This window comes from Pedococcus sp. P5_B7 (assembly GCF_054049895.1).
Genome location: NZ_JBFULM010000002.1, coordinates 355368 through 369554 on the forward strand (window position 1 = coordinate 355368; position 14187 = coordinate 369554).

Annotated in this window: 12 protein-coding genes; 5 read left to right on the forward strand and 7 right to left on the reverse strand. The window is 71.2% G+C overall.

Going from position 1 to position 14187, the window contains the following annotated elements:
- Window positions 1-93 precede the first annotated feature (93 nt).
- Both ACXJKD_RS04515 and ACXJKD_RS04520 read left to right on the forward strand, forming a co-directional pair.
- The gene (locus tag ACXJKD_RS04515; protein ID WP_457253226.1) at window positions 94-2004 is read left to right on the forward strand and encodes a hemagglutinin; all 1911 of its coding nucleotides are present in this window, start codon (window positions 94-96) and stop codon (window positions 2002-2004) included.
- Window positions 2005-2203: 199 nt separating this feature from the next.
- Window positions 2204-3160 (forward strand): cupredoxin domain-containing protein, encoded by a 957-nt coding sequence (locus ACXJKD_RS04520; protein WP_457253227.1) that lies wholly within the window; start codon window positions 2204-2206, stop codon window positions 3158-3160.
- A gap of 117 nt (window positions 3161-3277) precedes the next feature.
- Here the strand turns inward: ACXJKD_RS04520 and ACXJKD_RS04525 are convergent, their stop codons facing one another.
- Window positions 3278-5281, reverse strand: a complete 2004-nt coding sequence (locus ACXJKD_RS04525; protein WP_457253228.1) for a TIGR03960 family B12-binding radical SAM protein — start codon at window positions 5279-5281, stop codon at window positions 3278-3280.
- Window positions 5282-5390: 109 nt separating this feature from the next.
- Between ACXJKD_RS04525 and ACXJKD_RS04530 the strand changes: the two genes are divergently transcribed.
- Window positions 5391-6284 (forward strand): SGNH/GDSL hydrolase family protein, encoded by an 894-nt coding sequence (locus ACXJKD_RS04530; RefSeq protein ID WP_457253229.1) that lies wholly within the window; start codon window positions 5391-5393, stop codon window positions 6282-6284.
- An 83-nt stretch (window positions 6285-6367) separates the two neighbouring features.
- Here the strand turns inward: ACXJKD_RS04530 and ACXJKD_RS04535 are convergent, their stop codons facing one another.
- Window positions 6368-7510 carry an alpha/beta hydrolase gene (locus ACXJKD_RS04535; RefSeq protein ID WP_457253230.1) on the reverse strand — a complete coding sequence of 381 codons (1143 nt, stop codon included), beginning with the start codon at window positions 7508-7510 and terminating at the stop codon, window positions 6368-6370.
- A 226-nt stretch (window positions 7511-7736) separates the two neighbouring features.
- Here ACXJKD_RS04535 and ACXJKD_RS04540 point away from each other — a divergent pair, with 226 nt between their 5' ends.
- Entirely contained in the window at window positions 7737-7910 is a 174-nt protein-coding gene (locus ACXJKD_RS04540) for a hypothetical protein (RefSeq protein ID WP_457253231.1), read from the forward strand.
- 28 nt (window positions 7911-7938) lie between these two features.
- A complete protein-coding gene (locus tag ACXJKD_RS04545) occupies window positions 7939-8601 on the forward strand; it encodes a protein-L-isoaspartate O-methyltransferase family protein (protein ID WP_457253233.1) in 663 nt (220 codons plus the stop codon).
- Between the two features lie 3 nt (window positions 8602-8604).
- On the opposite strand, the gene ACXJKD_RS04550 is transcribed toward ACXJKD_RS04545, so the two are convergent.
- The 5 genes from ACXJKD_RS04550 to rbfA all read right to left on the reverse strand — a co-directional run bounded on the left by ACXJKD_RS04550 (window position 8605) and on the right by rbfA (window position 14105).
- On the reverse strand, window positions 8605-10455 hold the full coding sequence (locus tag ACXJKD_RS04550) for an AMP-dependent synthetase/ligase (protein WP_457253234.1): 1851 nt from the start codon (window positions 10453-10455) through the stop codon (window positions 8605-8607).
- A gap of 121 nt (window positions 10456-10576) precedes the next feature.
- On the reverse strand, window positions 10577-11755 hold the full coding sequence (rodA, locus tag ACXJKD_RS04555) for a rod shape-determining protein RodA (RefSeq protein ID WP_457253235.1): 1179 nt from the start codon (window positions 11753-11755) through the stop codon (window positions 10577-10579).
- Window positions 11719-12678: a bifunctional riboflavin kinase/FAD synthetase gene (locus ACXJKD_RS04560; protein ID WP_457253236.1), complete on the reverse strand. Its 960-nt coding sequence runs from the start codon at window positions 12676-12678 to the stop codon at window positions 11719-11721. The genes rodA and ACXJKD_RS04560 overlap by 37 nt, the downstream gene beginning before the upstream one ends.
- Before the next feature lie 10 nt (window positions 12679-12688).
- Complete coding sequence (gene truB, locus ACXJKD_RS04565; protein ID WP_457253237.1) at window positions 12689-13603, reverse strand: tRNA pseudouridine(55) synthase TruB; 915 nt, start codon at window positions 13601-13603, stop codon at window positions 12689-12691.
- A complete protein-coding gene (gene rbfA, locus ACXJKD_RS04570) occupies window positions 13590-14105 on the reverse strand; it encodes a 30S ribosome-binding factor RbfA (RefSeq protein ID WP_457253238.1) in 516 nt (171 codons plus the stop codon). The genes truB and rbfA overlap by 14 nt, the downstream gene beginning before the upstream one ends.
- Window positions 14106-14187: the final 82 nt, after the last annotated feature.

The following is a 14187-nucleotide window of genomic DNA, read 5'->3' on the forward strand; positions in this document are numbered from 1 at the left end:
GACGGAGCCGCGGTCCACACCGCCGACGCGATGTCCTGCCCCAGCCCCATCCGGCTGGGGTTCATCAGGAATGGAGGAGTCATGGCGCTACGCATGACCGTCGCACGGGACGGACGCAGGAGCACACGCAGGACGCGCCTGAAGGCGGTCCTCGCCATCACCGGCCTGGTCGTCGCGGGAGCAGTGGCCCTCCCGCAGGTGGCGTATGCCGCCGACGGGCCGTTCACCATCGACGGCACCATCCCCGATCCCAACACCACCGAGCTCCCCGACCCGTTCGGCAACGTCAAGGAGCTCGGACCCAAGAACTCCAACGTCACGAAGATCGGGGTCATCCACGGCGCAGCACTGCCGATGCTCGACACGACCAACCCCAACGGGCAGGTCGACCTGCGTCGTGCGTGGCTGGACACCGAGCGTGACACCGGCACGCAGCACGACTGGCTGTACTTCGCGTGGGAGCGCGATGCCAACAGTGGCAGCGGCTTCATCGCCTACGAGTTCATGCAGAACGCCGCTCCCGCGGGCTGCGCCTACGACACCGCCACCGATGCGCAGCTCATCGCCGCCTGCAACCCGTGGGCGAACCGCAAGGCCGGCGACTTCATGATCCTGTGGGACCAGCAGGGCGGCAGCAAGGACCTGTTCCTGCGCACCTGGTCGGGCACCTCGCCCAACCTCGTCCTGAGCGCCCCGAGCCAGCTCAACGCCGCCGTGTCCCAGGCGGAGTACAGCGCCGACGGGTTCCGCGGCGAGGCTGCGGTCGACCTGACCGCGACCATCTTCGGCGGCAGCACCGCCTGCAAGGTGTTCGCCAACACCATCCCGAGCACAGTGACCGGCAACTCCGACACGGCCGACTACAAGGACACCATCCTCAAGAACGCGCCGCCGATCACCAACTGCAGCTCCACCACCGTCACCACCCCGAAGCAGGGCGATGGTACCGCCATTCCGGCCGGTGGCCTGTCGATCGGCTCCGGTGTCGTGTCCGTCAAGGACTCCGCGCTGGTCAGCCTCACCGGTGGTACCTCCACCCCAGCGGGCTCTGTCGCGTTCTCCCTGTGCAAGGTCGACTCGCCAGGACTGTGCACCTCCGGCGGGACCTCGGTCGGCTCGACGAACCTGACGGGTGCGGCCTATCCCGTGACCGTCGTGTCGCCGATCGTCTACGTGACCTCGGCAGGCCGGTACTGCTGGCGCGCCGTCTTCAGCGGTGACACGGCCAACGGCATCCCCGGGTCGTCCGACTCCTCGGCGGGTGAGTGCTTCACCGTCAACCCGGTGACACCCACCCTGGCGACCACGGCCAGTGCGAGCGTGATCCTCGGTGGCTCGGTCAGTGACAGCGCCACGCTGAGCGGCCTGGCCACCCAGCCGGCCAACCCGGTCATCAACCTGACCGGCACCGGCGGCGCGGCTGCCGGCGGAACGGTGACGTTCACCCTCTTCGGGCCGGGTAACTGCACCACGGTGGCCTACACCTCGGCTGCGGTGACCGTCTCGGGCAACGGGTCGTACTCGACCCCGACACCTCAGTTCGTCCCGACGGCGCCCGGGACCTACCACTGGGCGGCCTCGTACAGCGGCAACCTGCCCAACAACAACGCCACGACGCACAACACCGCGTGTGACGACACCAACGAGGACGTCGTCGTGACGACCGTGCCCTCGTCGCTGACCAGTGCGCAGACCTGGGTGCCGAGTGACTCGGTGACCGTGTCCGCCACCGGTGGCGGCGCCATGGCCGGGACGGTGTCGTTCGAGTTCTTCACCAACGGCACGTGCAACGGCACGAGCGCCTTCTCGACGACGAAGGCCGTCGCCGGCGCCTCGCCGCAGACCGTCCTGTCGGGCAACGCCCCGGCGCAGACGGCCTCGGGGTCGTTCTCGTGGCGGGTCAGCTACGACAGCACCAACCAGGGGCAGCGGGACATCCCCGCCAGCTGCCACGAGACCTCGAGCCTGACCGTCGCCAACGGCGGGACGATCTCGAGCCCGTGACGTACTGAAACGCACTGGTGGGCCCGGCCGCCCGGCGGCCGGGCCCATCACTGCGTCCGGTTCCGGGAAATCACCCAAAGGCATGACGTCATGCCCGGGCAGGGCGAGCACCCTTGAGACGGAGCGCACGCGCTGAAGGGGCACGGGCAATCCGACGCGGTCGTGACCGCGGCCGTGAACCGCGCCCTGAGGAGCACCCATGTCTGGGAAGTCAATGCTGCGACGGCTCGTTCTGGCCGTCATCTCCGTCACCGTCCTCACCATCCCCTTTGCCGTGGGCTCGAATGCCTCGGCGGCGGCCCCCAGCCCCGCCACGTGGCACGTGCGCGTCGGCGCCGAGACCCCCGACATGGCCGTCACCGCGATGGCCTTCCTGCCCAAGGACATCTGGGTCGACGCCGGCGACACCGTGCACTGGACGTCGAACAGTGCGGAGCCGCACACCGTGACCTTGCTCGCGCCCGGGACGGCGCTCCCCGAGTTCAACCCGTTCGACCCCTCCCAAACCGCGGCCCAGGGATCGTCGGCCTACGACGGCACCGCCTACGCCAACTCCGGCATCATGGCCACGCAGCCGATCTTCGTCTTCACGGACCCAGCCACCGCCTATGACCTGACCTTCACGACCACCGGCGACTTCACGTACTACTGCCTCCTGCACGGCCTGATGATGACGGGCACCGTGCACGTCCGTGCGGCTGGGACCGCCTACCCCTACACCCAGCAGGACTACGACCGGGTCGGCACACAGCAGGCCAACGCCGCGATCAACCGCGGACGGGACGCCTGGCGCGAGGCCACCCAAACTCATGCCACGACCGGCTCGCGCGTGCTGGTCGGCATCGACGGAGAAGGCTTCGGGGTCTCGCGGTTCGTCCGCGACCGGCTCGTGGTGCACGTGGGAGACACGGTGTCGTTCTCCGTGGCCGGGCCGGGCGCACCGCACACGGTGACCTTCGGGCAGGAGCCTCCGGGGCTGGCGATCCTGGCACCCTCCGGTGACCCGACCCACTTCGCCGGCGGGGACCTCAACAGTGGGGTGCTCGCTCCTGGCGCGCCGTTCGACGTCACCTTCACCACGGTGGGCAGGTTCCACTACATCTGCGCCATCCACGACGACATGGGCATGGTCGGGGACGTCGTCGTCGTTCCCTGACCGGCGCCGAGGGTGAGCCCACCCGGCTCGCGCCAGCTGGGCTCGCCCTCGACGACCCCTGCGATCCGTCCATCGACGGACCTCAGGCGCCGCGGAGGTGTCACCCGCGAGGTCGGCTCAGTGGGCGTGCGCCTCGGCCATCGCCGCACGCCCTGAGCCCAGAACGGTCAGCGGCAGCAGGGTCTTGCCAGTGGGCCCGACCTCGATGTCGGTGCCCATCTGGGGGCAGACCCCACAGTCGAAGCAGGGCGTCCAGCGGCAGTCGTCGACCTCGGTCTCGTCGAGGGCGTCCTGCCAGTCGGCCCACAGCCACTCCTTGTCGAGACCGGAGTCGATGTGGTCCCAGGGCAGCACCTCGGTCTCGCCGCGCTCGCGCGTGGTGTACCAGGCGACGTCGACGGGCAGGTCGGCCAGGGCGGTCTCGGCAGCGGTCATCCACCGCTCGAACGAGAAGTGCTCGCTCCAGCCGTCGAACCGCCCGCCGTCACGCCAGACCTGCTCGATCACCCGGCCGACGCGACGGTCACCGCGCGACAGCAGTCCTTCGACGATGCCGGGCTTGCCGTCGTGGTAGCGGAACCCGATCGAGCTGCCGTAGCGTCGGTCGGACCTGATCGCGTCGCGCAGCTTGGTGAGCCGGGCGTCGGTCTCCTCGTCGCCGAGCTGCGCGCACCACTGGAAGGGCGTGTGCGGCTTCGGGACGAACCCACCGATCGAGACGGTGCACCGGATGTCGCGGCGACCCGAGACCTGGCGGCCGGTCTCGATGACCTTCTTGGCGAGCTCGGCGATCTGGAGCACGTCCTCGTCGGTCTCGGTCGGGAGGCCGCACATGAAGTAGAGCTTGACCTGGCGCCAGCCCGCTCCGTACGCCGCGGAGACGGTCTTGATGAGGTCTTCCTCGGTCACCATCTTGTTGATGACCTTGCGGATCCGCTCGCTGCCGCCCTCGGGGGCGAAGGTCAGGCCGGAGCGCCGGCCGTTGCGGGTCAGCTCGTTGGCGAGGTCGATGTTGAACGCGTCGACGCGGGTGGACGGCAGCGACAGCCCGGTCTGGGTGCCGTCGTAGCGGTCGGCCAGTCCCTTGGCGATCTCGGCGATCTCGGAGTGGTCGGCGGACGACAGCGACAGCAGGCCGACCTCCTCGAACCCGGTCGCGGCCAGGCCCCGCTCGACCATCTCGCCGATCCCGGTGATGGAGCGCTCGCGCACCGGACGGGTGATCATGCCCGCCTGGCAGAACCGGCAGCCGCGGGTGCAGCCGCGGAAGATCTCGACCGACATCCGCTCGTGCACCGACTCGGCCAGCGGCACCAGCGGCTGCTTGGGGTACGGCCACGCGTCGAGGTCCATGACGGTGTGCTTCGACACCCGCCACGGCACGCCGTGGGCGTCGGGCTTCGGCGCGACCCGCTGGATCCGCCCGTCCGGCAGGTAGGACACGTCGTAGAGCGACGGCACGTAGACCCCGCCCGTGCGCGCCAGGCGCAGGAGCAGCTCGTGCCGGCCACCCGGCATACCCTCGGCCTTCCAGGCGCCGATGTGGTCGGTCACGGCCAGCACGGCTTCCTCACCGTCGCCCACGATCGCGGCGTCGACGAAGTCGGCGACCGGCTCGGGGTTGAACGCGGCGTGGCCCCCGGCGACGACGATCGGGTCGTCGTCGGTGCGGTCGACCGCGTGCAGCGGGATGCCAGCGAGGTCGAGGGCGGTGAGCATGTTGGTGTAGCCCAGCTCGGTCGAGAACGACAGGCCGAGCACGTCGAAGTCACGGATCGAGCGGTGGGCGTCGACGGTGAACTGCGGCACGCCGGACTCGCGCATCAGCGCCTCGAGGTCGGGCCAGACCGCATAGGTCCGCTCGGATAGCGCATCGGGGCGCTCGTTGAGCACTTCGTAGAGGATCATCACGCCCTGGTTGGGCACGCCGACCTCGTAGGCGTCGGGGTACATCAGCGCCCAGCGGGTGGTGAGCTCCTGACCCTGCGGGCCGTGGCCACCGCAGTTCCAGTCCTTGACCGTGGAGTTCAGCTCGCCCCCGACGTACTGGATCGGCTTGCTGACCTGCTCGAGCAACGGCTCGAGCAGCGGGAAGACGGAGGTGCCGGGGGTGGAGTCCATGATGGGACAAGGGTAACGGCGGCACCGCTGCGCACCGAAAACGAGCCGTCCCACGGTCGGGGTGCGGGCTCCCACGCTTCTCCCAGCATCGGTTCCTAGCATCGCGCGGGTGTCTCGTCACCGGGTGCCGCCCACGGTCGTGGCCGGCGGAGTCGCCGTCGCGGCCGTGGTCGTCGCCCTCGCGGCGGTGGTCGGCGTGGTGGGGTGGCGAGCGCCCAGCGGTGCGGCACCGCGGTCGATCCACTCGGCACGCCCCAGCAGCCCCGCGCGCCCCAGCAGCCCCGCGCGTCCCCGCAGCTCCGCAACGCCCCCGCAGAAGGCGACCTCGTCCCTCCCTAGCCCCCTCTCCGTCGTGGGGGTCGGCGACTCGGTGACCGCCGGGTCGAACTGCGACTGCGCACCCTTCATGGAGCGGTTCGCCGATCTGCTCTCGGCCCGCGACGGTCGGTCCGCGACGGCGACCAACCTGGGCACCCCCGGCCTGACGACCGGCTCGCTCGCCACCCAGCTGGCGCAGCCCGGTCCGGCCAGGTCGGTGGCGAGCGCCGACACGGTCGTGGTCACGATCGGGGCCAACGACCTCGTGCCGCTCGAGGACCGGTGGGAGGGGGCCGGCTGCGGCACCGCCTGTGTGGCGCCCGCCGTGGCGTCGATGGCCCGAGGGCTCGCCAGCGACCTGGCCAGGATCAAGGCGCTCGGGTCGGCCGGCCAGAGGGTCGAGGTGACGACCTACTGGAACGTGTTCGAGGACGGTGACGTCGCCGATCGGCAGCGAGGTGTGGGCTTCGCCGACTGGAGCGACGGCGTGACCGTGGCTGCCGACCGGGCGATCTGCGCGACGACACGGACCTTCGGTGACACCTGCGTCGACCTCTACGCGCCGTTCCTCAGTGCCGACGGGAACCGCAACCCCACGCCGCTGCTGTCCTCCGACGGCGACCACCCCGACGCCGCGGGTCACGACCTGATCGCCCGCACCCTCCTGGCGGCCACCCCGCACTGACCCCGCGGTGACACCGGCCCGGGCGACAGCCCTCACGCCGGCCCTGGTGCGAGCCTGACAACCGGCCCTGACGACAGCGGCGGTCAGGACCCGAGGTGGGCGGACAGGAAGTCCAGGGCGCGCGGCATCATGGCCGACCACGCCGTGAAGTTGTGGCCGCCGCCAGGGATCACGACGGTCGTCACGGACATCGGGGCGTGGACCAGGGCCACGAACCTGCGGGTGTCACGGAGGCCGGTGCCGCTGACCTCTCCCGTCCCGATCGTCGCGAAGAGCGAGACCGGCGGTGCCGGCTGGTGCCGCAGCAGCCACTCAGGGTCGTTCAGGTCGCGCAGCACGGCGGAGCCACCCCAGAGGTCGCCGGTCGTGCCGTCCTCGAGCGTGTGGTAGTACCCGGAGAGGGCCGCGCCGGTGGTGAAGACCGAGGAGTGCGTGAGGAGGAGCTTGGCGGCGCAGTAGCCACCGGTGGAGTCGCCCATCGCTCCCCACCCCACGGGTGACACCCGCAGGTCCTGGGCGATCGTCCGCGGGACGTCCTCCCCCAGGAAGGTCAGGACCTGGGGTCCGGCCGGGACATCGGTGCACTCGGTGTCGCGCGGTGGCGCGGCGGTCGGTCGCAGCATCACGAGGACCATTGGCTTCGCCCGGTGCGCCTGGAGCTGCGAGAGGAGGACGTCGGGGTACTGCATCCGCGCGACCATGGCCCGCGTGGCGCCCGGGTAGCCGCTCATCACCTCGACCCCGGGGAACCGCTTGCCCGAGTAGGCCTTCTGGAAGTACTGCGGTGGGAGGTAGACGGCGGCAGCCTCGGACAGCCCGCTGTGAGCGCCTACGACGGTCAGCGCCTCGACCCGCCCGCGGGTCGCCCACTGGGTCGGCGTCGACCACGAGCCGATGCCGGCGAGGGAGGGGTCGAAGCTGGCGGCGCGGGGCGGTCCGCTCTGGTGCCGTGCGACGCGGGTGGTCGCGGCGTGGACGACCGCGCTGCCGGAGACCGACGTGCCGAGGAGCTCGGACCAGGAGCCGTAGAAGTAGCCGTAGTCGTTGAGGCCCGCGGCGACGAACAGCACGGCCGCGAGCTGCCCGGCCACCACGAGTCCTACGCGCTGCCCGGCCCGGGCCGGCTCCGGCCCACGCACGCGCGACCACACGAGCAGGGTGAGGACCGTGCAGGCCACCGTCGCGACACCCAGCGTGACCAGCAGGGGCCATCCCAGCAGGGGCATGTCACGCGACCTCCGACCTGCCCCGACCCCGGAGCTCCGACCCAGCGTGCGCGTCGTGGATGGGAGGCGGCTGCGACCCGGCTGGGGGTTGGCTGGGAGCCAGGCGTGTCGCTACCCCATGCAATAGGCGAGTTAGCGCCGGCGCCAACTCGCCTTTTGCATGAGATGGCGACGGGCGAAAGGGGGGCTCAGGCGGTTCCCAGAGTCGCGTCCTAGCGTAGCCGTCATGCGCGCGTCCTCGGTCCGGATCATCGCCGTCTTCGGCCTGCTGCTGACCCTGGCGGTGTCTGCCCACTGGATCGGTGGCGGCCCCGACCCGGCTCCGTCCAGCCACCCCAGCGCGAGCCACCACGCGGGCCACGCCGCCACCCCGGTCGGCTCCACCGGGTCGGTGCGCTGACCGACCCGCGCCGTCGCACACTGGAGCCGTGCCGAGCCCGGCCGAACGCGTCGCCGCGGCCATGGAGGCGGTGCCCCGCGCCCACTTCCTGCCGCCCGCCCAGCGCGCCCACGCCGACCGCGACGCGCCGCTGTCGATCGGTCACGGCCAGACGAACAGCCAGCCGACCACCGTGCGCCAGATGCTCGAGCTGCTCGATGTCCAGCCAGGTGAGCGCGTCCTCGACGTCGGCTCGGGCTCGGCCTGGACGACCGCGCTCCTCGCGCACCTGACCGGCCCGGACGGCAGCGTCACCGGGGTCGAGCGAGTGCCCGACCTCGTCGCCTTCGGTGCGGCGAACCTCGACGCCGTCGGTATGCCGTGGGCGCACGTCGAGCGCGCCGTGCCGGGCACCCTGGGGTGGCCCACGGGTGGTCCGTACCAGCGCATCCTCGTGTCGGCGCAGGCCTCCGCCCTGCCCGCCGAGCTGGTGGCCCAGCTCTCCCCCGCCGGCGTGCTCGTCCTCCCGGTGGCGGGCCGGATGCTCCGCGTCCGCGCACCGGACGGACCGCCGGGCGACCCGTCGTCGGCGGGCCGTGGCGGACGGACAGCCGACAGCGGGCCGGCGGTCGAGGAGCACGGGTGGTACCGCTTCGTGCCCCTCGTCGCCGACCCGCCGGTGCGGCGTGCCGCCCCGGGTCGGGTGGTCTGACGCCTAGCCGGTGTAGTGGGCGTCGAGCGTCTCCTGGTACTTCTCGCTGACCGCCTTGCGCCGCAGCTTGAGGCTCGGGGTCAGGTCGCCGTCCTCGATGGTGAGGTCGTGGTCGAGGATCGTGAACTTCTTGATCTGCTCCCACCGGTTGAGGTTCACGTTGAGGTTGTCGACGTAGACCTGCACCATGTCGCGGGCCTCCTTCGACGTGACGATGGCCCGGTAGTCGCCGGTCACCCCGTGCACGCCGGCCCACTCCTTGATGGCGTCGGGGTCGAGGGTGACCAGCGCCGTCACGAAGTTGTGGTCGGCGCCGTAGACCATGAACTGGCTGACGTAGGGGCACAGTCCCTTGAAGGTCGACTCGATGAGCGACGGGGCGACGTACTTGCCGCCCGACGTCTTGAAGAAGTCCTTCTTGCGGTCGGTGATCCTGAGGTAGCCGTTGTCGTCGAGCGTGCCGATGTCGCCGGTGTGCAGCCAACCGTCGGCGTCCTTGGTCTCGGCGGTGTCCTGCGGCTTGTCGTGGTAGCCCTCCATGACCCCGGGGCCACGCAGGAGCACCTCGCCGTCCTCGGCGATCCTCACCTCGGTGCCGGGCAGGGCCCAGCCCACGGTGCCGATCGCGTTGCCGTTGGGGCGGTTCACGAACGAGGCCGCACTGGTCTCGGTCAAGCCGTAGCCCTCGAGGATCGTCAGGCCGATCGAGTCGAACCAGTTGGCGATGTCCTTGTTGAGGGCCGCCGACCCGGAGATGAAGAAGCGGATCCGGCCACCGAACCGCTGGCGGACCTTGTGCAGCACCAGCTTGTCGGCGAGGGCGAGCTTCTTGGCGAGCATGCCGGTGGGCTGCTCGCCCCGGGCCCGCATGCCGGCGACCTCGCGGCCGACGGACACCGACCAGAGGAAGAGCTTCTCCTTGAGGCCACCCTCCGCCTTCATCATCATCGTGATCCGGCCGTAGGCCTTCTCGAAGATGCGCGGGGCGGCGCCCATGAAGGTCGGCTGCACGACGGCCAGGTTGTCGACGATCTTGTCGACCCGCCCGTCGATGGCGGTCGGGAAGCCGACCTGCAGCGGCAGGGTCAGCAGCACCTTGCCGAAGACGTGCGCCAGCGGCAGCCAGAGGTACTGGAGGTCGTTGGAGTTGAGGATCCCGATCGAGTCGACCGCGGCCGCCTCGTAGGTCCACGCGTCGTGGGTGAGCCGGACGCCCTTGGGGCGACCGGTGGTGCCCGACGTGTAGATGATCGTCGCGAGCTGGTCCTTGGTGAGCGCGTCGATCCGGTCGTCGACCGTGGAGGAGTTGGTGGCGAGCAGCTCGACGCCCATCTGCTCGAGCTCGTCGAGGCTGATCACCCAGTCGCCGTCGGAGGTGCCGTCGAAGGTCACGACCCGGGTGATCTCGGGCAGGTCGATCCGCCGCTCCCAGAGCTTGGCGATCTGGTCGTCGTCCTCGGCGAAGACGACGACGCTGCCGGAGTTCGCGAGGATGTAGGCGACGTCGGGCGCGATCGTCGTCGGGTAGATCGTCGTGGTCGCGCCTCCCGCACACATCACCGCCAGGTCGGTCAGCGCCCACTCGTACCTGGTCGAGGAGGCGATGGCCACGCGGTCCTCCGGGTGCACCCCGAGCGCGACCAGTCCGGCGGCCAGGCGGTAGGCGCGCTCGCGGACCTGGGTCCACGTCACCGACGACCACGAGTCGTCCTCGGCGAAGCGGAACGCCTCGGCGTTCGGCGACTTGGCCACGCGGTCCCGAAACAGGTGCGCGACCGTCTCAGGGCGCTGCTCCAGGACCGCGTCGTTGACGCGCTCGTTCTGGGCGGTGAAAAGGGGGGTGTGAGTCGACATCGACCGTCCTCGGCTCGGTGCAGGGGTTGCGGGGGATAGTGCCACGCACCGGCAGGCAGTGGGGGTGAACGAGCACGATTGTGGCCAAAAGGTTGGACGTCCTCGTATCGGCCCCGAACGGTCAGCGACGCCGCGCGGCCAGGTGGACGTTGTTGACCAGCCCGATGGCCAGCCAGCACGCGAACATGGCGGACCCCCCGTAGGACAGGAACGGCAGGGGCAGACCCGTGACCGGCATGATCCCGAGGTTCATGCCGACGTTCTCGAAGACCTGGAACAGGAACCAGACGGCCACCCCCGACGCCATCAGCCGTCCGAAGGCGTCCTGGGCCCGGGCGGCCACGAGCACCGCGCGGAGCACCACGAAGCCGAGCAGGAGCAGGAGGCCGGCGGCGCCGAGGAACCCGAGCTCCTCACCCGCCACCGAGAAGACGAAGTCGGTCTGCTGGAAGGGGATGAAGCCGCCCTGGGTCTGCCGACCCTCGAAGAGCCCCTGTCCCTGCCACCCGCCCGACCCGATCGCGATGCGCACCTGGCGGGTCTGGTAGCCGATCCCCTGCGGGTCGGCCTGGGGGTCGGCGAACGCCGTGAGGCGGTCGCGCTGGTAGTCGCTCAGCAGCGGTGTGGTGAGGGCGACGACCACCCCCGCGGCCAGGAGCGCCACGGCTGCGGCCAGCCAGCGCTTGGGCGTGCCGGCCACGGCCACCACGCCGAACGCGAGCGCGCCCAGCACCAGGGCGGAGCCCAGGTCGGGCTGGAGCATGACCAGCCCGATCGGCACGGCGGCCACCAGGACGGCCAGCAGCAGGTCACGCGCGTCCGGCTGCGCCTGCCGGTCGATCCGCTCGCCCAGGATGATCGCCAGCCCGAGGCACAGCGCGGCTTTGGCGAGCTCCGAGGGCTGCACGGAGAAACCGCCCGGCAGCAGGATCCACGAGTGCGAGCCGTTGACGGTCGAGCCGACGGGCGTGAGCACGAGCACCAGGCCCGCCACGGAGACGAGGTAGAGCAGCGGCGCGGCGGCACGCAGCCACTGGTAGCCGGTGCGGGTCACGGCCGCGGCGAGCGCCACCCCCACCGCCGTGTTGAACAGGTGCCTGGCGAGGTAGGCGGTGCCGCTCTGGTGGCGGGTCGCCGAGTAGACGAGGAGGGCACCGATCAGCGACAGGCCCAGCGCGGCCACGACCAGTCCCCAGTCGCTGCGCGACCACCGCGCAGCGCCACCGCTCGCCCTGGCCCACAGCCCGCCGTGGCGGGACCGGGTCAGGACGGGACGATCGAGGCCAGGACCTGTCGGCACGTGGTGATGTCCCCGGCCATCGCCTCGAGCAGCTGCTCGATCGAGTCGAAGCGCAGCGTCGGCCGGATCCGGTGGACGAACTCGACGGTGACCTCCTCGTCGTAGAGGTCGAGGTCGGTGCGGTCCAGGACGTAGGCCTCGACGGTCCGCAGGGTGCCGTCGAAGGTCGGGTTGGTGCCGACCGAGATGGCTGCGGGCAGGGTGCGCTCGGGGTCGTCCTCGGCCTTGGCGACGCGGGTGAGCCACCCGGCATACACACCGTCGGCGGGCACCAGCCCCAGCGAGTCGGGCGAGAGGTTGGCGGTCGGGTAGCCGAGCTCGCGCCCGCGGTGGGCACCGTGCACGACGGTGCCGGTCATGCGGTGCGGCCGCCCGAGGATGGCCGAGGCCTCCGCGATCTCGCCGGCGGCGAGGTGGCGGCGGACGGCGGAGGACGACCACCGCTCGCCGTTGCCCAGGTCCTCCAGCACGATGACGTCGAAACCGTGGGCCTCACCGAGGGCGGCGAGGGTGCCGACGTCACCGGTGTAGCCGCGGCCGAACCCGCGGGCGTCCTCGCCGACCACGATCGCCCGCACGCCGAGGGTCTCGACGAAGGTGTGGACGATGAACTCCTCGGCGGTCTGCTGGGCGAACTCCTCGGTGAAGTCGAGCACGAGCAGCCCGTCGATGCCGGTCGTGGCGAGCACCTCGTCACGCAGCCGCCCGGGCGAGATCAGCTCGAGGGTGTCGGGGTGGAAGATCGTGGCCGGGTGGGGGTCGAAGGTGACGGCGACGCTCGGCACGCCGCGCTCGGTCGCCTCGGTGACGAGCCGCGCCAGCACGGCCCGGTGGCCGAGGTGGACGCCGTCGAAGTTGCCGAAGGTGGCCACACAGGGGCGCAGACCAGCAGGGGTCGCGGCGGGGTCGGTCCAGCGGTGCACGGAGGACACTCTACGAACCGGCCGGGGCGAACACGACGTAGGCCTTGGCGAGGTGACCCGTCTCGTCGAGCATCGCGACCAGCCGGCCGTCCGGGGCGAAGGCGGCGACCGGCTCGGTGCGGCCCTGCTGGGCCGACTCCACCCGCTGGCCGTAGCCCACGGCGGTGGTCTCCTCGGTGGTGAGCTCGCGGACGGCGAACTGCGCCCGGGCGGCGTCGGCCAGGGGCGTGACCGGGATCTGGTCCGGGTCACCCACCTCGCCCAGCGCCTCGAGGCCGTGGGCCCGGTCGAGGGTGAACGCGCCGACCCGCGTGCGCCGCAGGGCGGTGAGGTGGCCGCCCACTCCGAGCGCGGTGCCGAGGTCGCGCGCCAGCGCCCGCACGTAGGTGCCGGAGCTCACCGTCACCTCGACGTCGACGTCGAGCACGGGTATGCCGTCCACGTCGCCCTCGCGGGTCGTCAGGACCTCGAACCGGCTGACCGTGACCGGTCGGGGCGGGAGGTCGACCTCCTCGCCGGCCCGGACGCGGTGGTAGGACCGCTCCCCCTTGACCTTGATCGCCGACACCGAGCTCGGGACCTGTTGGAGGTCGCCGGTGAGCTCGCGCACGGCTGCCTCGAGACGGCCCGTGCTGATGCCGTCGGCGGCGACCGCCGCGGTGACTTCACCCTCGGCGTCGTCGGTGATGGTCGTCTGCCCGAGCCGGATGGTGGCGGTGTAGTCCTTGTCGGACCCCACCAGGAAGGTCAACAGGCGGGTGGCGCGGCCGATGCCCAGGACGAGGACCCCGGTGGCCATCGGGTCGAGCGTGCCGGCGTGGCCGACCTTGCGGGTCGCGCAGAGACGCCGGGCCCGACCGACCACGTCGTGGCTGGTCCAGCCGGACGGCTTGTCCACGACGAGCAGGCCGTCAGGAGCGGGCATCCGCGCCGGAGTCCTGCGAGCCGTCGGTGCCGGCGTCGGTCGAGGCGTCGACCTCCGCAACCCCGTCGAGGTCGTCGTCCTCGGGTTCGGGCTTGCGGTAGGGGTCCGCCTCGCCGGCGTAGGTGGCTCCCGCAGCCGCGGCCGCGACGGCCTCGTCGCGCTCCTTGGCCTCGCGGAGCAGGTCCTCGAGGTGGGCGGCGGTCTCGGGGATGGCGTCGGCGAAGAAGTCCAGGCTCGGCGTCAGCCGGATCTGGATCTGCCCGCCGACGAACGAGCGCAGCCGACCCTTGTTCTTCTCCAGGAGGGCCGCGGTCTTGGCGCGCTGGGTCTCGTCACCGAACACGGTGTAGAAGACCGAGGCGTGCTGCAGGTCACCGGTCACGCGCACGTCGGTGATGGTGACGAAGCCCAGGTCAGGGTCCTTGACGATCGACTCGAGGTTCGCGGCGATCAGGGTCTTGATGCGGTCGGCGATCTTGCGGGCACGTCCGGCGTCAGCCATGCGAGGACTCCTTGCTGCTGCAGAGGGTGGTGGTACACCGGCGAAGCCGGTGGGGACGAGTGCGCGGTGCGGCCGAGGCTCT

Bases quoted from the DNA above. Each gene is read 5' to 3' on its own strand.
- ACXJKD_RS04515 (WP_457253226.1), top strand. From the start codon at position 94: ATGACCGTCGCACGGGACGGACGCAGGAGCACACGCAGGACGCGCCTG.
- ACXJKD_RS04520 (WP_457253227.1), top strand. From the start codon at position 2,204: ATGTCTGGGAAGTCAATGCTGCGACGGCTCGTTCTGGCCGTCATCTCC.
- ACXJKD_RS04525 (WP_457253228.1), bottom strand. From the start codon at position 5,281: ATGGACTCCACCCCCGGCACCTCCGTCTTCCCGCTGCTCGAGCCGTTG.
- ACXJKD_RS04535 (WP_457253230.1), bottom strand. From the start codon at position 7,510: ATGCCCCTGCTGGGATGGCCCCTGCTGGTCACGCTGGGTGTCGCGACG.
- ACXJKD_RS04540 (WP_457253231.1), top strand. From the start codon at position 7,737: ATGCGCGCGTCCTCGGTCCGGATCATCGCCGTCTTCGGCCTGCTGCTG.
- ACXJKD_RS04550 (WP_457253234.1), bottom strand. From the start codon at position 10,455: ATGTCGACTCACACCCCCCTTTTCACCGCCCAGAACGAGCGCGTCAAC.
- truB (WP_457253237.1), bottom strand. From the start codon at position 13,603: ATGCCCGCTCCTGACGGCCTGCTCGTCGTGGACAAGCCGTCCGGCTGG.
- rbfA (WP_457253238.1), bottom strand. From the start codon at position 14,105: ATGGCTGACGCCGGACGTGCCCGCAAGATCGCCGACCGCATCAAGACC.